Source organism: Ignavibacteriales bacterium, assembly GCA_020635255.1.
Lineage (GTDB): Bacteria > Bacteroidota > Ignavibacteria > Tepidaquicellales > Tepidaquicellaceae > JAEYVS01.
On record JACKAC010000001.1, the window covers coordinates 953,097 to 972,936 of the forward strand.

Annotated in this window: 17 protein-coding genes; 12 read left to right on the top strand and 5 right to left on the bottom strand. The window is 41.2% G+C overall.

Annotation, left to right across the window (positions count from 1 at the left end):
- Window positions 1-49 precede the first annotated feature (49 nt).
- Both H6614_04320 and H6614_04325 read left to right on the top strand, forming a co-directional pair.
- Window positions 50-2,905: a T9SS type A sorting domain-containing protein gene (locus H6614_04320; protein ID MCB9242873.1), complete on the top strand. Its 2,856-nt coding sequence runs from the start codon at window positions 50-52 to the stop codon at window positions 2,903-2,905.
- A 206-nt stretch (window positions 2,906-3,111) separates the two neighbouring features.
- Window positions 3,112-6,150, top strand: a complete 3,039-nt coding sequence (locus H6614_04325) for a S8 family peptidase (GenBank protein MCB9242874.1) — start codon at window positions 3,112-3,114, stop codon at window positions 6,148-6,150.
- A gap of 30 nt (window positions 6,151-6,180) precedes the next feature.
- Here the strand turns inward: H6614_04325 and H6614_04330 are convergent, their stop codons facing one another.
- Window positions 6,181-6,387 carry a hypothetical protein gene (locus tag H6614_04330; GenBank protein ID MCB9242875.1) on the bottom strand — a complete coding sequence of 69 codons (207 nt, stop codon included), beginning with the start codon at window positions 6,385-6,387 and terminating at the stop codon, window positions 6,181-6,183.
- A gap of 114 nt (window positions 6,388-6,501) precedes the next feature.
- On the opposite strand from H6614_04330, the gene H6614_04335 reads away from it, so the two are divergent.
- From H6614_04335 to ispE, 6 genes are all read left to right on the top strand, one after another.
- Window positions 6,502-6,732, top strand: a complete 231-nt coding sequence (locus H6614_04335; protein ID MCB9242876.1) for a hypothetical protein — start codon at window positions 6,502-6,504, stop codon at window positions 6,730-6,732.
- A complete protein-coding gene (locus H6614_04340; protein ID MCB9242877.1) occupies window positions 6,729-7,580 on the top strand; it encodes a prolyl oligopeptidase family serine peptidase in 852 nt (283 codons plus the stop codon). The genes H6614_04335 and H6614_04340 overlap by 4 nt, the downstream gene beginning before the upstream one ends.
- Before the next feature lie 64 nt (window positions 7,581-7,644).
- On the top strand, window positions 7,645-8,085 hold the full coding sequence (locus H6614_04345; GenBank protein ID MCB9242878.1) for a BrxA/BrxB family bacilliredoxin: 441 nt from the start codon (window positions 7,645-7,647) through the stop codon (window positions 8,083-8,085).
- Window positions 8,086-8,291: 206 nt separating this feature from the next.
- Window positions 8,292-10,820 (top strand): ATP-dependent Clp protease ATP-binding subunit, encoded by a 2,529-nt coding sequence (locus H6614_04350; protein MCB9242879.1) that lies wholly within the window; start codon window positions 8,292-8,294, stop codon window positions 10,818-10,820.
- A gap of 7 nt (window positions 10,821-10,827) precedes the next feature.
- Window positions 10,828-11,838 carry a ketoacyl-ACP synthase III gene (locus tag H6614_04355; protein MCB9242880.1) on the top strand — a complete coding sequence of 337 codons (1,011 nt, stop codon included), beginning with the start codon at window positions 10,828-10,830 and terminating at the stop codon, window positions 11,836-11,838.
- 18 nt (window positions 11,839-11,856) lie between these two features.
- Entirely contained in the window at window positions 11,857-12,759 is a 903-nt protein-coding gene (gene ispE, locus H6614_04360) for a 4-(cytidine 5'-diphospho)-2-C-methyl-D-erythritol kinase (protein ID MCB9242881.1), read from the top strand.
- Here ispE and H6614_04365 read toward each other — a convergent pair.
- From H6614_04365 to H6614_04380, 4 genes are read right to left on the bottom strand one after another with little or no spacing between them, the layout of a single operon-like run.
- Entirely contained in the window at window positions 12,722-13,633 is a 912-nt protein-coding gene (locus H6614_04365; GenBank protein ID MCB9242882.1) for a hypothetical protein, read from the bottom strand. The two genes, ispE and H6614_04365, sit on opposite strands and share 38 nt — an antisense overlap.
- A gap of 1 nt (window position 13,634) precedes the next feature.
- Window positions 13,635-14,369 (bottom strand): tRNA pseudouridine(38-40) synthase TruA, encoded by a 735-nt coding sequence (gene truA, locus H6614_04370; protein MCB9242883.1) that lies wholly within the window; start codon window positions 14,367-14,369, stop codon window positions 13,635-13,637.
- Window positions 14,370-14,374: 5 nt separating this feature from the next.
- A complete protein-coding gene (locus tag H6614_04375) occupies window positions 14,375-15,124 on the bottom strand; it encodes a hypothetical protein (protein MCB9242884.1) in 750 nt (249 codons plus the stop codon).
- 4 nt (window positions 15,125-15,128) lie between these two features.
- Window positions 15,129-16,964 (bottom strand): thioredoxin fold domain-containing protein, encoded by a 1,836-nt coding sequence (locus H6614_04380; GenBank protein ID MCB9242885.1) that lies wholly within the window; start codon window positions 16,962-16,964, stop codon window positions 15,129-15,131.
- A 348-nt stretch (window positions 16,965-17,312) separates the two neighbouring features.
- On the opposite strand from H6614_04380, the gene H6614_04385 reads away from it, so the two are divergent.
- The 4 genes from H6614_04385 to H6614_04400 all read left to right on the top strand — a co-directional run bounded on the left by H6614_04385 (window position 17,313) and on the right by H6614_04400 (window position 19,760).
- Window positions 17,313-17,567 (top strand): hypothetical protein, encoded by a 255-nt coding sequence (locus H6614_04385; protein MCB9242886.1) that lies wholly within the window; start codon window positions 17,313-17,315, stop codon window positions 17,565-17,567.
- Between the two features lie 78 nt (window positions 17,568-17,645).
- Window positions 17,646-18,248 (top strand): hypothetical protein, encoded by a 603-nt coding sequence (locus H6614_04390; protein MCB9242887.1) that lies wholly within the window; start codon window positions 17,646-17,648, stop codon window positions 18,246-18,248.
- Between the two features lie 52 nt (window positions 18,249-18,300).
- Complete coding sequence (locus H6614_04395; GenBank protein ID MCB9242888.1) at window positions 18,301-18,918, top strand: hypothetical protein; 618 nt, start codon at window positions 18,301-18,303, stop codon at window positions 18,916-18,918.
- A gap of 29 nt (window positions 18,919-18,947) precedes the next feature.
- Window positions 18,948-19,760, top strand: coding sequence for an NAD+ synthase (locus H6614_04400; protein ID MCB9242889.1), 813 nt, complete (start codon window positions 18,948-18,950; stop codon window positions 19,758-19,760).
- Window positions 19,761-19,840 lie beyond the last annotated feature (80 nt).

Consider the following 19,840-nt stretch of genomic DNA (forward strand, 5'->3'; position numbering starts at 1 on the left):
AATAATATTTACTGCAACCAAGCAGAAATTTTAATTAAATCATAGAACAATGACCAAGAAATTACTATGGTTATTTCCTGTTATTGTATTGGGCTTTTTTATCTTTACCGGACAGGATAATCCGGTTAGAGATATAGAAAAATGGAACATTACCCCGGATATGACCGGGATACAAATGACAGGAGAGACCTATACGCCTCTCCCTACGTTACCGAATGACTTTGTTTTTACTACAACCCCACGGGTTGTCAATACCAGGGGAGGTTCACTCGTAGTTAATCCTAGTTTTAGACCCTATCCAACAACAAACACAACACAAAGTGAGGTTGTCATAGTAAGGAATCCGACGAATCCCGCTATTATGTGGGCATCAGCAAATATGTATTATCCCACTGGCGGTTTTATATCGGAAGGTGTTTATGTAACCACAAATGGCGGTGCAAACTGGTTTGGAAATGATACACTTACAGGCGCTCCCATCAGTGGTCACAGTGGTGATCCGGGTCCTACTATTGACAAGGACGGAGTCTTTCTGATCACTCACCTTGGTGGCGGTATTGGAGCAAACTTTTCCACTAATAACGGTTTGACATGGTCTAATACTTTTAATATCATCACAGGTTCACAGGATAAGAACTTATCTAATACAGATGACGTCCCGGGCAGCCCGTTCTACGGAAGAAGTTATACTGTGTGGACGGATTTTAGAACTACAGTGAAACCTATCATGGTTTCATATACTACAAACAACGGTACCAGCTGGTCGACTGCGCAGGCAATTAATAATCCGCCTTCGCCGCTTACTACTTCACAGGGTTGTGACGTGGTCGTGGGACCCGGTGGTGTTGTTTATGCAACATGGAGAGATCACGGCGCTTCACCATTTACAGGTGTAAGGGTTGGTCTCGGTGTTTCAACTAACGGTGGTGTAAACTGGACCGTAACAGACCAGGCTTTCGCAATGAACGGAGTAAGAAGTACGAGCTTTGGTACATATGGTATCAGGGTGCCGGACTTTCCAAGAATAGACGTTGACAAATCAGGCGGTCCAAGGAACGGCTGGATATACATCATAACAAATGAGTTCAATCTTGCCCCTGCAGGTACAGACGCTGATATTATTATGAATATATCGTCAGATGGCGGTGCTACCTGGACAAGGAGCCGTGTCAACCAGGATCCCTTAAATAATGGAAAGTTACAATTCTTTGGCGCAGTTGACGTTGATGATAATGGCGGCGTAAACGTAGTTTATTACAGTAATGAAAATACTGCATCGGATTCGGCTGAAGTATTCGTTGGAAGGTCGATCGATGGCGGTGCGACATGGGATAATATAATTGCCAGCGATCATCATTTCAGACCAAGAGCTATCTCCGGATTAGCGGGTGGTTACCAGGGTGATTATATTGGTATAACCACAGCAAACAATAAGATCTGGCCCGTATGGATGGATAACTCGACAGGTATATACCAGTTATGGACAGCTTCTATCGAGCTTGGTCCTGCTATTTCACATACACCATTGACGAATACAGAGAATACTGCCGGTCCTTATGTAGTTAATTGTACAATTACTCCGGCAGGATCGCCAATAAGCGCTCCGGATACAAAAGTATTTTGGTCGAGAAACGGCGGACCTTTGACTAATAGCGTTACGATGACTAACTCCAGCGGAAACAACTGGACTGCGAACATTCCGGGTAACGGTACTGCGGCAGAATACAGATATTACATATCGACAAAAGATAACCTGAATAGAACATCGACTCATCCTGGAGGTGCACCGGGAAATTTCCATTCATTCATGGCATCACCGGATACTCAAGCACCGAATATTACACATACACCCGTTGGACCAATTCCACTCATTAACTGGCCGGCTTCTGTTTCGGCTACGGTAACCGATAACATTGGTGTCGATTCCGTATTTGTAAAATGGAAAAAGAACTCAAACGGTTCGACAAACACATTTACTCTTGCTAATGTAGGCGGTGATAATTACGAAGGTACATTTAATTCTACTCCGCCTAGCGTAAACCTAACTGATACTATTTACTATAGGGTATTTGCAAACGATATTTCAAGCAATCACAATCTTGATTCAACTTCGCAGCATGCGATAACATTCTTAAATAAATTCTTTATTGAGCCATTCCCAACGACGACGTTTAATACGGCTCACTGGGCAACAATAACCGATGTTCAGATAATCGATGCCAGTGGTGTGGCTACCGGTACATTCCCGCACCCGATTCCATCGTCTCCGTTCTTCCTGACGGTAAAGAATACAGCGGCATTACTTGAGTCTCAGACTATCGATCTAAGCTCGTTTAATACAGCGGCATTGATCATGAAAGAAAGCGAACACGATCTGGAGATCGGTGAGAGGGTTCACCTTGAATACTGGGATGGAGCTGCATGGCAGTCATTGCATATATTCAATGGTACTGATAACGGTTTTGGTGTATTCGAGCCGTTCGATTCGGTTTCATTTATACTTCCGGGCGCAGCTCTCAATTCCACATTTAAATTTCGTTACAGAGGTGAAGGACTTGAAAGCACGGATGAATGGTTCTTCGACGATATTTGTATACTCGGCGATGTCCAAACCGGCTTAACAGTAAATCAGGGAATCCCGGAGAAATTTGGATTGAACCAGAACTATCCTAATCCATTCAACCCGTCCACAAAGATCAGCTTTGATATTCCAAAGCAGTCTCATGTATCGATAAAGATATATGACATTACGGGTAGGGAAATTGCAAAACTAATTAATCAGCAGTTTAGTGCAGGATCCTACACGGTGGACTTTAATGGAGCTAAATTTGCTTCAGGTGTCTATTTTTACAGGCTTGAGGCGGACGGATTTGTTGAAACCAAGAGGATGATGTTAATTAAGTAGTTGATAATATAAAAAATACAAGCTTAAAGGTAAAATTTGCTTGTATTAAACATTCGATTCTTATATATTAATGCCATACCAAGCAGATGGGGGGTGTGAATACACCTCCCATTTCTATTTATACACCGGTCCCAAACGGTGTATGTTCTATTCCGGGGGATTCACATTAAAAATTAAAAAAGTTTTATTCAATAAATTTTATATTTATGATAAAGAAAATTATTGCTTCGATAACGCTGTTTATTTTACCGGTTATACTTTTTACAGGATGGATAAGCAGCGACAATAATATCACGAGCTTTTACTATTATAAAGGACAGCCGTTTAATCTTACACTTAAAACGGACCGGATCTACATAAAGCTCAAAGACAACGTAAGCCCGGACAGAATTCCACAGATAGTATCCGGCATTAGGGAGATTTCGACTCAGGCTCCGTCAGAAAGAGAAAACAAACTTTTTGTTTCGCTGAATTCTCAGCAAAGTGATGCATCTCTTACGGAGATCGCTCGTAGGCTTATTTCGCTGGATGAAATAGAATATGCCTCGCCGGTATTTTCACCCGATAATGGCACTACTCTTATTGGAGTTGAAAACGAGATCATAGTACAATTCAAGCCTAACACTGCAGCATCTTCGATTAACGAGTTCATACAGTCGAAGGGTTTGACAATAAAACAGAATATGGATCTGCAGGGAGGCGCTTCATACGTGTTGACCGTTCCAAATGAAAGATTTGCCATCGATGTTGCCAATGAAGTATATCACAGCGGAATGGTGAATTGGGCAGAGCCTAATCTTTTCTTTACGAATTTGTTATGTTATACGCCAAATGACCCGTTCTTTAGCCAGCAGTGGTCACAAAATAACCAGGGGAACAACGTTCCCGGCGGCGTGACGGGTGTTATTGACTGTGATATGGATGTCGATAGTGCATGGGACCTTACGCTCGGAAGCAGTAACGTTATTGTAGCAATAAGTGATACCGGAATAGATACGCTACACGAAGACTTGAATTGTGTACCCGGAACGGGATTTAACTTTTTCAATAATACCCCCGGTGGGTATGACGATGGTAATCACGGGACTGCCTGTGCGGGTATAGTAGCCGCAATTGGCGATAATAATTTAGGTATATCGGGCAACGCGCCCAAATCAAGGCTCATTCCTTCGAAATGGCTCAGCTCATCCGGAAGCGGTAACTATACAGGAGCAGTCAATGCGACGGTTTGGTCATACCAAAAAGGCGCATGGGTGATCAGCAATTCATGGGGTTTTGTCGGCGGTGCAAGCTCTGCTCTGGACCAGGCAATTAACGATGCAGTGACACTCGGACGTAATGGTAAGGGTTCTTTATTTGTTGTTGCATCGGGAAATGAGAATGGTACTATGCGTTATCCGGCTATCTCACATCCTAATGTGCTGGTAGTGGGTGGTATCAGTCCATGTAATCAAAGAAAATCAACTACAAGCTGTGACAATGAAACATGGTGGGGAGCGAGTTTCGGTTCTAACCTTCACGTTGTCGCGCCTTGTGTAAAAATATATGCTACTGACAGAACAGGTAGTGTCGGTTACTCAACAGGTAATTATTTCGCGACGTTCAATGGTACGTCGAGCGCTACACCTAATGTATCGGGGGTATGCGCGCTTGTCATGTCTGCCGATTCAAACCAGACGTGGGATTCTGTCAGAGCTAGAATAACCCGTTTCTGCGAAAAGAGGGGTTCCTATACATATAACCAGCCCGGACCGCTAGGCACCGGACAATGGAATGATGAAATGGGATACGGTTTAGTTAATGCCTACGCAGTAGTAAAGTATACGCTCGACCAGCTTGGACCTAATATCTCCCATACTCCTTTAGAAAATAGTGAGAACCTAGCTGGTCCGTATACTGTTAATGCCGTGATAACACCATTAGGCTCACCAATTAATCCGTCAGAGACAAAAATATTCTGGTCGAGAGATGGTGGTCCTATTACTAACAGTGTTACAATGACGAATTCAAGCGGTACTAACTGGACTGCAAATATTCCCGGAAACGGAACAGAAACAGAATACAGATATTATATAGTAACCAAGGATAACCTCAATAGGACTGTCACTAATCCTACTGGCGCGCCCGGAAATTTCCATTCGTTTATGGTTATCGGAGATACAATATCACCCTCGATCAATCACACTCCGGTTGGACAGATAGCTCTTGTAAACTGGCCTGCATCTGTACATGCCAACGTAACCGATAATCTCGGTGTTGATTCCGTATATGTAAGATGGCGTATTAATTCAGGTGGCGCTGTAAATCATCTTAAGCTGGTAAATACTTCCGCTGACAATTATGATGCACAATTTAATTCCAGCCCGGGAGCAGTTAGCCTGTTCGATACGGTTTATTACAGGATATATGCAACGGATGTTTCTGCATCGGGTAATCTTGATTCCACGGCGCAGTTTGCAATTACATTCCTCGATAAGTTCTGGCAGGAACTCTTTGCGGACACAACGTTTAATGTAGATAGATGGGTGTCGCACACAGATGTCCAGATAATAGATGCAAATGGTGTGGCAACAGGAACGTTCCCGCACCCTATACCGTCATCTCCATACTTCCTATCAGTGAAGGGAGCAAATGCAATGGTTGAATCGAATATAATCGATCTCGGTTCCTTCACATCGGCGACCATATCGATGTTTGAAAGTGAACATGATCTGGAAATAGGTGAAAGTGTTTTACTGGAATACAAGAATTCATCCGATCAGTGGGATACATTACACTTCTTCGCAGGAACTAACAACGGGTTCGGCGTATTCGAGCCGTTTGATTCTGTTGCGTTCGAGCTTCCGGTAGACGCGCTGTCTCCGAATTTCAAAATAAGGTTTAGAGGTGATGGACTCGAGATAACTGATGAATGGTTCTTCGATAATATTTGTGTAATAGGACAAACCGCAACTGGAGTTACCGGAAATAACTACATTCCGCAAAAGTTTGCGCTGAATCAGAACTATCCTAACCCATTCAACCCTTCTACAAAGATCAGTTTTGATATACCAAAACAGACTTTTGTAACGTTGAAGGTATATGACATATCGGGCAGGGAAGTCGCGAAACTTGCTAATGGAGAATATACACCCGGTGCATACTCAATTGTATTTGATGCGTCGAAGTTTGCAAGCGGTGTTTACTTTTACCGTATTACTGCAGGTGACTTTGTTGAAACAAAACGGATGGTATTAATAAAATAACTAATAAGGGGCGGGAAGCCCCTTTTTTGTTTATAATTGTTGTGAAAGCATTTCAAGCATGTATTCGATTTCTTCGTCATCGAGAGTTGGGTCGAATTCGTGTTTGTGGATATTTCCGTCTTTATCTGTGATACTGAAGTGTGAGGAATCATCGATCGTTCCATCATAGCTTACACTGGCACCTTTCGGTACGAAAAATCGCTGGTTGTACTTCTCGAAGAGTTCTATATGTTCCATTATTTGCAGTTAATTAGTCAAATTTATGGAAATCTGATTAAACTATCATTATCTTTATGCCTTAAAATTGCTCCCGTATTTTTGTATCTTTGAGTTAATATGAAAGAAAATGGTATGAAATATCTTGTTAATCCACCGCAAGTAGGTGAAATATATAGAGTTGAGCATGAAGGACAGGAGGTATACGATGCGCGTATTATCGAACACGATGGCGGGTGTTGGGCAACTGTAAAAGTTGAGAAAGTCTTATCGTCACCGTATATGGATTCATATAAACCGGGTCAGGTGTTTGACCTCAAACTATCAAACTACGCGCTCTACGAGTTCGTGGAAACCGGAGCGTGATCGGAACCGGATTATTGATAAAAGAAATGACCGAGATACATCTTCCTGAGAGGAATATTAACCTCGTAAGGAGCGGGTGGGGAGACTCAGCCGTAGATGATGTTTCTGTCTATAAGATCGTTTATGATTCAGACGGTGTGAATGTAGATGGTTATTTAGCACACCCAAAAGACCTTACCAGGCAGTATCCACTTGTAATATGGAACAGGGGCGGCAATCACAAAGCCGGTCTTATCGATGAATTTCTCGCACAGGGAATGTACGGGGAGATTGCATCATGGGGTTACGTTGTGCTTGCTTCACAGTACAGGAAGAAAGAAGAGTTCGGTGGTGCGGACGTAGATGATATTCTGAACCTAATACCGCTCGCAGAAACCCTTGATTACTGTGACACCGATAATATTGGAATGGAAGGTTGGAGCCGGGGTGGAATGATGGCATATAAAGTTCTCACACGTACCGACAGAATAAAATGTTCCGTGATTATCTCCGGGCTTGCAGATCTGAAAAGGAATGAAGATATGCGCAACGATCTGGATTATATTTACAAGATACTTTTCGGTGAAGGTGCTGATGAAGAGGAATTCGAGCAGAGAAAGAAGGACCGTTCAGCTGTGTATTTTTATAAGGAAATTAATAAAGATACGGCGATATTGTTGATACACGGCACTGGCGATAGAAAAATATCGCATCAGGACTCTATAGATATGTATGAGAAGCTCAAATCGGAAGGAATTACGTGCGAGCTCGTATTAATTGAAAACGGCGACCATTACCTCAAAAAGGACAAAAAGAGGGTTGCGCAACTCAGAAAGGAATGGTTTGACAAGTACTTAAAGGGAAATTAAATTTACAATATTTGTGTTATCATAAAAAGATATATAAAGAGCAAAATAAAAGGAGAAGGAATAAATGTACGATCCAATAATGGTTAAACCGATGAGAGATGAGGCTACAGCGATTGGATTTAAAGAATTATTGACACCGGATGAAGTAAAGGAAGAATTCGAGAAAGAAGGAACAGCCTTCGTATTTGTAAATTCGGTATGCGGATGCGCCGCCGGACAGGCAAGACCAGGTCTGGCTATGGCTATAAAATGGGCTAAGGAAAACAATTTAATGCCGGACAGGCTTTTGACAGTGTTCGCGGGCATGGAAAAAGACGCGGTTGAGACAGCCAGAAGTTATTTTACGGGCTATCCGCCGTCATCACCGCAGATGGCGCTTTTAAAAGACGGGAAGCTTGTAGGGATGATCGAGAGACTGCAAATAGAGAATAATAGTGCTTTACAGGTCGGAAACATGATTGCCGCCATGCTTAAAGAGAATTGTGAAAAGGAACCTTCGGCGTAAAACGGCGTCTAAAAGGAAAAGGAGGTTCTCAAATAAACGTCAAATCAGTAAGACCAAAACCCGTTCTTTCTGGCAATTTTTTACAAGTTTTGTTTATTAAAGTTACAAAATGGTAACTTTTCAACCTGAAATGGAGTTAAGTATTATAGATATTTAGCATTTTTATACTTAACTAAATTTCATAAATTACTTAGAGGAAAATTAAGATGGATAGCAACTTTTCAAATAGAGTTCAGGATGTAATAAGGCTCAGCCGTGAGGAAGCTATAAGGCTCGGGCATGATTATATCGGAACAGAGCACCTTCTCCTGGGTATCATCAGGGAGGGTGAAGGGATTGCTGTCAAGATATTCAAGAACTTAAACGTAGATACGGAGAAGATTAAGAAGGCAGTTGAAGAAACAGTTAGGCAGTCCGGCGGGACATTGACCGTAGGTAATATCCCCCTGACCAAGCAAGCAGAAAAAGTTTTAAAGATAACATATTTAGAAGCTAAGCTATTTAAGTCTGACGTCATCGGTACCGAACACCTATTACTTTCTATATTAAGGGAAGATGACAATCTTGCAGCACAGATTTTACAGCAGTTCAATGTAACATACGACACAGTTAAAAACGAATTAATGAACATACTGAGCGGGAAACCCTCTTCAGGTTCACAGCAGACAGGCGCGCAAAAAGCCCCTGCCGAAAAGAAACCCGAAAGGACAAAGACACCCGTTCTGGATAATTTTGGAAGGGATCTCACTAAACTTGCCGCAGAGGATAAACTCGATCCAATAATCGGCAGGGAGAAAGAGATCGAGAGAGTTGCACAGGTACTGAGCAGAAGGAAAAAGAATAACCCGGTATTGATCGGTGAGCCTGGTGTTGGTAAAACCGCCATTGCCGAAGGTCTCGCTATGAGGATAGTCAATAAGCAGGTATCGAGGGTTCTACACAATAAGAGGGTGGTAACGCTCGACCTCGCCGCACTTGTTGCCGGTACTAAATACCGCGGACAGTTCGAAGAAAGAATGAAAGCCGTTATGAATGAGCTTGAAAAAGCCAAAGACGTGATACTTTTCATTGACGAGCTTCATACAATTGTTGGGGCGGGCGGCGCAAGCGGTTCGCTCGATGCGTCAAATATTTTCAAGCCGGCTCTCGCCAGAGGCGATCTACAGTGCATTGGCGCGACCACATTAAATGAATACAGGCAGTACATAGAAAAAGACGGTGCGCTCGACAGAAGATTTCAGAAGATCATGGTTGACGCAACAACTGTAGAAGAGACGATACAGATATTAGAAAATATTAAAGATAAATACGAGGACCACCATAACGTAAAATATACTGAGAATGCGATCATAGATGCTGTTAAACTCAGTGACAGGTACATAACTGACAGGTTCCTACCCGATAAAGCTATCGACGTGCTCGATGAAGCCGGATCTAGGGTACACCTTGCTAATATAGTCGTACCGGGAGATATCCTTCAGTTAGAGCAGGAAATAGAGAAGGTTAAGCTGGAAAAGAACAAGGTGGTTAAGAATCAGAATTATGAAGAAGCCGCAAAGCTTCGTGATAAAGAAAAGAAATTCCTTGCTGATCTGGAACAGGCTAAGCTGAACTGGGAAATCAAATCCCAGAATGAATCTTTTGAAGTAACCGATCAGAATATTGCTGAAGTTGTAGCGATGATGACGGGAATCCCTGTCAATAGGATCGCCGATACGGAATCCAACAGGCTTGTTAAAATGGAAGATTACCTCAAAGAGCGTATAATTGGTCAGGATGAGCCGATCGAAAAGATATCTAAGGCAATCAGAAGAGCAAGGGCAGGTATTAAAGATCCTAACCGCCCGATTGGTTCGTTTATTTTCCTCGGACCGACCGGTGTAGGTAAGACCGAGCTTGCGAAACAGCTTGCTAAGTTCCTCTTCGATTCAGAAGACGCACTCGTAAGGATAGATATGAGTGAATATATGGAGAAGTTTAACGTCTCTAGGCTCGTAGGCGCTCCTCCGGGATATGTTGGTTATGAAGAAGGCGGTCAGCTTACTGAGAAGATAAGAAGGAAACCATATTCTGTTGTGCTTTTCGATGAAATAGAAAAAGCTCACCCGGATACGTTCAATATACTGCTTCAGGTACTGGATGATGGCGTATTAACGGATGGTCTGGGCAGAAAGGTTGACTTTAAGAATACTATTCTGATAATGACCTCGAATATAGGTACACGCGACATTAAACTCGATAAAGTGTTTGGATTTGGTGAATCAGAAGGTGGCGATAAATATGCCAAGATGAAAACAGCCCTCGATACAGAAGTTAAGAGAGTATTCTCACCGGAGTTTTTGAACAGGATAGATGACACCATAGTATTCAAACAACTTGATCTGGAAAGTATCAGCCAGATAGTCCAGGTGAATTCGAAAGAGCTCTTCAAACGCCTCGAAGAACAGGGAATAACTGTTGAGCTCAAAAAAGAAGCCCTGCATTTCCTTGCGGAAAAAGGCTTTGATCAGAATTACGGCGCAAGACCCCTGAGAAGGGCGATCCAGAAATACCTGGAAGATCCTATCAGTGAAGCTATACTCAAAGGTGAAATAGGCGAAGGTTCTAAGGTTATGGTTAAGCACAAAAAAGGTGAAGAGGAACTGACATTTGACAAAAAACCCGGCTCTAAGAAAGGCGCCTCGCCTGAGGTGATAGAAGAGTCCCATGATGAAACAGGGGAGGACCGGGAATAAATACTCTATGAAGAGCAAATCTCCGTACACAGCTGTAGTTACGTCAGTCGGGCACTATGTGCCCGACGACATTGTTATTCCGAATTCATACTTCGAGTCTTACCTCGATACTAATGATCAATGGATACGAGAAAGGACAGGCATAAAAGAGAGAAGATGGATGTCTAAGGACAAACCCACTTCTTATGCCGCCGTTAAGGCTATCGAGATGCTTCTCGAAAAAAGAGGTATTTCTGCTGAAGAGATAGATGTGATAGTTGTAGCTACGGTTACTCCCGATATGATGTTTCCATCCACTGCATGTATAATTCAGGAAAAGATCGGCGCAAAAAACGCGTGGGGTTTTGACCTTTCTGCCGCTTGTTCGGGATTTCTGTTTGCGCTCGATACTGCCTCGCAGTTTATTAAATCAGGTCAGCATAAGAAAGTTATCGTTGTGGGTGCGGATAAAATGTCTGCAATTACCAATATGGAAGACAGGAATACATGTATACTTTTTGGTGATGCTGCAGCGGCTCTGCTTCTTGAGCCGTCCGATGATCCCGAATACGGTATCATGGATTCGATTCTGCGTGTGGACGGTGAAAAAGGAAAAGGAAAGCTCCATATGCTTGGTGGAGGCAGTCTGAATCCTTCAAGCCATGAGACGGTGGATAATAGATGGCACTATGTTTATCAGGATGGTCGAGCAGTTTTCAAAGATGCAGTTGTAGGTATGGCTGATATATCATGGGAAATAATGAAGAAGAACGGTCTTACAGGTGATGATGTTGCTTATCTTGTCCCGCACCAGGCAAACATGCGTATAATTACTGCATGTGCCGAGAGAATGGGCGTGGGTATGGATAAAGTAATGGTCAATATTGATAAATATGGAAATACCACAGCCGCTACGATCCCGCTCTGTATTTCCGAGTATTTTTATGACGGCAAAGTGAAAAAGGGAGATAATCTCATTCTTTCGAGCTTTGGTGCCGGATATACTTGGGGTGCGATATACATTAAGTGGGCTTATTAACCCTTAAAACAAGCTGTTTTGCCTTCCGCTTCGCTAACATCCTTCGCAAAGATCAATGTTGGTCTTAAGATAATCTCAAAAAGAGACGATGGTTACCACGACCTCGAAACGATATTCTACCCGGTTGATCTCTACGACTATATTGACATTACAATAGAACCGGGTTATCTACAGGTCAATTCTATCAATATCAATTCCGATTTCGAAACACTTCCAAACGACAGCTCTAACATCTGTTATGAAGCTATAGAGCATTTTTTTAATGAGTTTCCACAGAAGGATACATATGCTTTCGACATTTTTATACACAAGAATATTCCCGTGGGAGGGGGACTTGCCGGGGGTAGTTCCAATGCAGGTGCCGTGATAAACTATCTCGCTGAGCATTTTGGAATAGATAATGAGAAAAACTGGGATAGGCTGATCAAAGTTGCCCTGAATACGGGGAGCGATGTGCCTTTCTTTCTCTATGGTAAACCGTGTTTTGCGTCCGGCAGGGGAGAGAAGATTATACCCCTCGAAAGTTTTGAAATAAACTATGATATATTACTTGTAAATCCGAATATTCACGTTTCCACAAAGGAAGCATTCGACGCTCTTGCATATAAACCGGGTGAGATTCACAAATCCGATCTCAAGAGTGTGGAAATATTTGAATTGGGTAATGAGCCGGTGCTCGAAAATGACTTTGAAAGGGTGGTTTTTCCAATGTATCCGGAAATAGCTGAAATAAAAAAACTAATGCTGGAAAATGGGGCGGTTTTTTCTTCTCTAAGTGGAAGCGGCGCTACAGTTTATGGTCTGTTCGCGCCGCAAGAGTTTAAACTCGAAATGTTAATGCAGAACTTTAATGAATCAGGTTATTTTACTTATCTGTCTGAACTTAAAAATCGACAGTCAGATTTCCAAACGGAACTGTGATCCTTCTTCCTTCCTTGCTTGAATATACACTTCTCAATTCAACCGATGTATGCATCTGAATCTCTTTATTGAACATCGTCACAGACCATGCCGCATCAGCCGCGCTTAGTAAGTGGTTGGCTATAACAATATTCGACATTAAGCTTGCATTATCGTAATAATTATTTGCGTCCTGTCTTACACCCATATAAGAATCGATCTGTCCGGGTCTATATGACAGGTAATTGTTCTTGTTTACAACGTTCACGTCACTGTAGCTCCAGCCCGCAACAAAACTTTGATACTTACCGATCACCTCGTAATACTGCTGATCACCGAATTTAGGCAGTGTGTGAGAGAAATTTATCCTTTCGCAATCATTTACCTGGTATCTAAGAGCGTCCCATTCCGACGTACCGGCAACAGGGTCGTTGCTGGGAATGTTAATATTCGATGCTCCGTCGAAGTTATTATCCTTCAGCCATTGAGCATATTTTTTCAGATTCCAGTTATCGTTTGCAATTGCCTCGTACTCATTTGTCTTGGTATCGCCGTTACTCCTGTTCATTGCGTAAAGTGACCACAGTGTAACCTCTGCCGCAAAGAATATCGCGCTCTTTATATAGCTCTTCGCATAAAATTCTCCCGAGCCGGGTACTATAGCTGACATCAATGCGCCAAGATATGGAGATTTCTCACTGCTTCCCGTTTCAACTCGGGTTACTTTTTTGAATTGCTCGTTATATTCGAGTTGTGAGTCTGAATTGATAACTTTCTCCGTCAGCTCGCTCTTTTCGTAATTAGTGAGAGGCTTATCCGATACTTCCTGAGCAAATGACGATGTGAATGTGAATGTCGTAAACAAAACAAGAGAGATATATGATATCGTTCTCATTTTAATAGTAGATTTTGTTTAAAATTAATCCTTTAGCCGGTAGATAAGTTGTCTTTATCTTCTCTCCTTTTGGAAATTTTTGTTTTATTGTTTTTACGTCTGCTTTTCCGCGTCCTGCGTCTATCAGGCATCCTACCAATGCTCTTATCATAGAGTGGAGGAACCTGTTTGCTTCGATGCGGAATATTATTTCTTTATTCCTGTTTCTTCTTTTATAGTCCAGTTTCGTGATATTACACCTAAAATCATGCTTATCCGTTTTGTTCTTACACAATGGCTTAAAACTATGTTCACCTCTGAAAAATTCCGCCAGCTCATCGATCGCCTTAAAATCCAGCTCGTAATTAAGCTTGTAAAAATAATCACCTTCGACGGACTTCTTTCCGCAGCTTACCTGGTAAATGTATTCCTTCTTTTTTGCCGAGTACCTCGCATGAAAATCATCCTTCACCTTCACGGCTTTCTTTACCGTTATTGAGTCCGGCAATACCGAATTAAGTGAATAAACCAGCTTCTTTGTGTCGAGCTTCTTACTCGTTTTGAAGTTTGCCGTCTGGTTCAAAGCGTGAACGCCCGTGTCCGTTCGTCCTGCTGCGATCAGTGTAATATCTTCACCTGTTACTTTTTTTAAAGAACGCTCTATTGTTTCCTGTACTGTCTTTTTAGTCTGCTTCTGTCTCTGCCACCCGAAAAAATCCGTCCCGTCGTACTCGATTACTAGCTTATAGTTATGCACACCGGCTAGAACTGCTTTATTAGGTTTAGCTTCAATCCGTCTATCCTGTTCTCAGGGCTCATGCTTACTTCCGAGTTTATTCTGATATTCGACAGCATACTGTTATACTTATTTGTCAGCAGTAACGCGCTTAGAGCGCTCGCAAGACGGTTTACTATCAGCGCTGATGCAAATATTATCGATGTATTCTTTACTCTTTCACCCTCTCCGCGCTGTGAGTCGTAGCGCAGGAAGTTATTCTCCGTGTCCCAGTTCCAGTAGTATTGATCCACATCGAAATACACTTTGTCATACTCACCCTGGCTCAGCTTTGCGTTGTTGTATTCGTATATGCTTTGGTAATTTCCAATATTAACGTAGTAATCGTCGTCCTTGCCGTCCTGGTTTACGCCTGCGTGATCCACCGCAAAAGTCTCCGACTGATCCTGCAAAATGTTTCCGTAGATATTTACTCCGGCAAGTCCCAGCCATGCCGCGCCGTCCGCCATCATAAAATACTGCCCCACGTCCATCCTGTCTATGTACCAGTGTCCTGCTCCGGGCAGTACCAGCGACAGCAACATCGAAATTCCTGCCGATTTTTTACTCGCTGTCAGATTACCCAGATCTATTTCTTTATCTGAAGTCGGTTCTACTGAATTTACAACCTTATCACTTAGCTCGAGCTTTTTGAAGTTATCGCCTGTGTCCTGCGCTAAAGCGTTCATTGCCAGTGATGCCAATAATACTAATGTGAATAACGACCGTATATGCATGCAGTTAATTGTTTTCTTTTTCTAAGACTGATTCTAATTTTTTCTTGAATTCTTTAGGCTCGAGGAATCCTGTTACTCTGAGGTCGCGTATCTCATTACCCTTCGAATCCATAAATATTACCACCGGTAAGCCCTTGATATCGAACTTATCTGAGATGGCATCATTCTCCTGTGTTAAATCTATTTTAATATTATTAAAGGACTTAGACAAGTCTATAATTTCTTGGTCTGTATATGTGTACTCGTCCAGTTCCTTACACTGGGCGCACCATTCTGCCCAAAAATCTATCATTACTGGCTTTCCTGTGACAGTTATGGAGCTGTCTATCTGCCCAACACTAGTCTGCCATGCAAATTCTACCTCTCCTCCTTCTGTATTTGTGGGTTTCAGATGCCATGTACCGTAAATAAGCGCCGCAATGGCAATCAGATACTTGACTTTCGTAAATCCTACCGATGATTGACCTTTTTTGCTGAATAACAGCAGGTAAACACCGCTGAGAATTATATATAATGGGAATACTATATCAAATATATCATCCGGAATTATCGGGTCCAGCGTATTCAGCGCCATTCCGAATAATACCAATCCAAAGACTACCTTCACGCCCTCCATCCATTCGCCTGAACGGGGGAGTTTACTAAGTGTACTTGAGAATGCCGCAAGGAAGATATACGGAAGTCCGAGTCCCATCGAAAGCACGAAGAATAATAGGAATCCCATTACCGGGTCGCCTAATTTCCCGACATATACAAGCAAACTAAGCACGAACGGTCCGATACACGGTGCCGCGATAAATCCTACCAGCAGTCCCATGAGGAGTGAACCTACCAGCCCTGACCTGTTTTTATTTCCGGCAAGAGCAAGCTTCTGCGGTACACGTATCTCGTAAGCCCCGAACATGCTCAAACCCAGCGTGAACAAAACCAAAGCAACCACACCTATTACAATTGGATTTTGCAGTGCCGTCCCCAGCAAGCTTCCCGTAAGTGCCGCCACTACCCCGAGCGTCGAGTACGTCACAGCCATGCCCAGCGCGTAAAATATACCCATCATTACGCTTTGGAATTTGCTTCCGCCTCCCTGTGCTCCGAAGAAACTTATCGTGATAGGTATGAGCGGATAAATACACGGTGTTAGGTTTAGCGCGAGACCGCCGGCAAATATGAATAGGAGCGCGAGAAATATTCCTTTCTCCGCTACGAAATCCGACACCTGTGTTTCCGAAGACGGAGCTTCGGTCGTTCTTTCGTTTTCCTTTAATCCGGTCTTTTCTGTTTTCTGGGTTGTTTCGGTCGGCTTTGAAAAATCTATCTTTGAAAATACTTCACTGTTCGTTTCGGGTCTTGTCTCGGCGTTGTTTACGACCAGTTCGAGTTCCGCAACTGCCGACGTCGGAGCATAACATGCTTTATCATCGCATGCCTGGTAATTAACCTTGATAGGGAGTTTATATGTACCGTCCTTTACGTCAGCCGGTAATATGACTGTCGCGCCGAAGTACTGCTCTCCTTGGTAAACTCTTACTTCATCATTACTGAATGAAAACTTATATGTACCGTCAGGCGGAAAATACACCGACGTTATCTTAAACTCATCCGAACCCGATGTTATTGTTGTTTTGATAAGCGTGGGATCGTTCACTGCGTATGAGTTTACGTGGTATCCTTCCTTTACGTTTACCTTTAACGCTATCTTTACGGTATCATTAGCCTGGTAGCTTGTTTTATTTAAGTATCCTTCTGATGTAAGATATTCGGTTTTTTGTCCGAGTGAGGGTTTTAGAAAAGTAAATAAGATAAGTAAGGCGAGTAAACTTCTTCCTCCTATTGATTTCATTCAGATAGAGATTTTTTAATTAGCGAAAATCTTATTAACTTAAATGCATATATATATAAATTCAATTTAAAAAGTAAAAATTCCCTTAAAAATACCTGTCTAAAACCTCATAGACGACAAAATTTTGAAACTAAATTATTTAAAAATTGGTTTTAAAAAAAGACAGTAATAAATTACTATATTATTTATGTTTAGCTTTCAAAAGCTTGACATCGGATTCCTAAAAAGCTATTTTTGTATAGTAACTAATTATTAAATTAACTAAAAAGCGAGGTATTATCAAAATAGATTTTACTCCTTTTAGCGGTACAATGTTAAATATAATCTTAATTTAGAAGGAGAAAGACCTTGAAACCAACATCAAAAAGCAAAACCAAGACTGAAAATCCCTTGAGCGATCTGATTGATGACGATGTGTTTAATAAGTTGAAGCAGTATAAACTCCTTGACGAAAAAGCTATTCGAGACTATAAAATCAGGCAGATGTATAAGGACATGAGAAGGGAAATGAGTGCTGGTGAGGCTATTGACAAGATACAAGAGTTATTTCCGTATCTACAATTCGACACAATTCGCAAAATCGTTTATCAAGTTTCTAAATAAATGGTTTACTACTGGTAAAAGAAAGCCGATCAAAAATGGTCGGCTTTTTTGTTATAGAATTCCTACTTTAGTTTTGTAATGGAAACTGTAAAAATTAATAATAAAGTATTTTATATAATTCCTTTTAGTCTCTTAGTTATTTTTTTAATTATATATTATCTAATTTTTACATTTACTTTACCATCAAGTATTGCATGGTTTTTTGAAGGAACAATTTTAACAATATCGTATTTAACTTCAAGGCTGTTTTTGAATTCTTATATTGTTGTTTTATCTTTTTTTGTATCAATTTCTTTTGTTTTACTCTTTAAGCCAATCAAAAACTCTGAAAAAAGAAAAATAAAATTAAGATGTATTATATTATTCATACTAGCTTTCTTAATTATTCTTCCATTTAGTAAAGGAAAAGAATTTATTGATACGATGAATTTTGGAATGAAAATAGTGACTGAGATAAATAATTATAAAAGTGACAAAGGGGAATATCCCTTAAGTCTGAATGATATTCGCCCATCATTTGAACCATTCCAAATTGGAACTATTTCTAGAAATTTTAATTATGAACTAAGATATAATAATGAATTGGTTATTGATTATAAACTTAGTTTTAAGCCTACTTGGCTTAAACACTCAGAATTTATTTATGTAAAGAGAGAGAATAAATTTATTGGTTTCGATTAAATTTTTTCTTTGTGTTCTCTGTGTCTTTGTGGCAAAAATTTCGCCGTTGCAGGTGTTATCACCTGCAACAAAATTTTTACAATTTGCTATGGGATTTTCAAAAGCTACTAATATAGTAATAGGTGTTTTGTTAACGCCGCTTGTATGTTTAACTTTATTCTTTCTGGTTTTAAATAACTCAACTGGATTGGAATGGATCTTTTCCGATTCAGCAGTAATTTCTTCATATAGATTCTCGTCATTATTCTTAAATTCCTACTTTATTGTAATTACTATTTTAATTCTGTTGAGTATTAGTATTTTATATAAACCCATTAAAGAATCTAATAAAACTCTAATACTAAAAAGGTTTATTTTATGTATAGTTATTTTTGTAGTAATATTAATCCCATTTGGCAAAGGTTATGATATAAATATCCTTGAAGAATTAGGTTATAAATTGATTCAGGATATAGATAATTTTCATATAAAGAATGACAGGTACCCGGCTGAGCTGTCAGAATTAGGAAATTTACTCACTTTAGAAGAAAATGAAATAGCCATAAGTAATTTTAATTATTACATTTCAGAATCATCTGGTAATTATGTTCTGGTATTTGTGCCTAATAACAATGGGATGATGGCCTTTTACTATAATAATATTGAAAATAAATTCATCGGTACGGATTAAATCTTTCTCTGTGTCTTTGTGGCAAAAAAATGAAGCTCAATAATAAATACGTCGAAAAAATTCTCACCGGGTTTATATACGATGAAACCCATCGTATTGGTATGTCCAAAGCTGTGATAGGATTGTCAGGCGGTATTGACTCCGCTGTATCCGCATTCCTTGCCGCGAAAGCGCTCGGTCCCGAAAATGTTACGTGTATTTTAATGCCCCATGCTGTAAGCAGTAAAGAAAGCATTACACATGCGAATCTGGTAGTCGAACAGCTTGGAGTGAATTCGGAAACGGTTGATATAACCGGTATGGTAGATGCCTATGCAGGAACTAACGGCGATTTATCCCTACTGCGTAAGGGTAACGTGATGGCTCGCGCGCGAATGATCGTGCTGTATGATAAATCGGCTGAGCTCAACGCACTTGTTATCGGTACCAGCAACAAGACTGAACTTTTATTAGGATACTCTACGATCTTCGGAGATTCCGCCAGCGCGATAAATCCGATCGGCGATCTGTATAAGACCCAGCTTCGCGACTTGGCGCGTTATATTGATGTTCCTGAGGTTATCATCGACAAAAAGCCCTCCGCCGATTTATGGGCGGGGCAGACCGATGAAGGGGAGCTCGGATTTACTTATGAAGAAGCAGACAGATACCTCTACGAAAAAGTGGACGAGAGACGCACTCCTGAAGAACTTAAAAAAATGGGCTTCGATGAAAAGTTTATGGAGAGACTGGATAAATTGATTTACAGGAATCAGTTCAAACGTCTCCCGCCATTAATTGCCAAACTCCAGTCGAGAACGATAAATATTGATTTCAGATATAACCGCGACTGGAATACCTAATTCTTTGTCATTCCCGCGATTCTATGTCTTTCCCGCGAAAGCGGGAATCTAGATCCATTATTTTGGACGGGTGGATTTTC

Coding starts and splice junctions, on each gene's coding strand:
- H6614_04345 (MCB9242878.1), top strand. CDS start 7,645: ATGTACGATCCAATAATGGTTAAACCGATGAGAGATGAGGCTACAGCG.
- H6614_04355 (MCB9242880.1), top strand. CDS start 10,828: ATGAAGAGCAAATCTCCGTACACAGCTGTAGTTACGTCAGTCGGGCAC.
- H6614_04325 (MCB9242874.1), top strand. CDS start 3,112: ATGATAAAGAAAATTATTGCTTCGATAACGCTGTTTATTTTACCGGTT.
- H6614_04400 (MCB9242889.1), top strand. CDS start 18,948: ATGAAGCTCAATAATAAATACGTCGAAAAAATTCTCACCGGGTTTATA.
- H6614_04350 (MCB9242879.1), top strand. CDS start 8,292: ATGGATAGCAACTTTTCAAATAGAGTTCAGGATGTAATAAGGCTCAGC.
- H6614_04365 (MCB9242882.1), bottom strand. CDS start 13,633: ATGAGAACGATATCATATATCTCTCTTGTTTTGTTTACGACATTCACA.
- H6614_04320 (MCB9242873.1), top strand. CDS start 50: ATGACCAAGAAATTACTATGGTTATTTCCTGTTATTGTATTGGGCTTT.
- H6614_04390 (MCB9242887.1), top strand. CDS start 17,646: ATGGAAACTGTAAAAATTAATAATAAAGTATTTTATATAATTCCTTTT.
- H6614_04380 (MCB9242885.1), bottom strand. CDS start 16,964: ATGAAATCAATAGGAGGAAGAAGTTTACTCGCCTTACTTATCTTATTT.
- H6614_04330 (MCB9242875.1), bottom strand. CDS start 6,387: ATGGAACATATAGAACTCTTCGAGAAGTACAACCAGCGATTTTTCGTA.
- H6614_04375 (MCB9242884.1), bottom strand. CDS start 15,124: ATGCATATACGGTCGTTATTCACATTAGTATTATTGGCATCACTGGCA.
- H6614_04335 (MCB9242876.1), top strand. CDS start 6,502: ATGAAATATCTTGTTAATCCACCGCAAGTAGGTGAAATATATAGAGTT.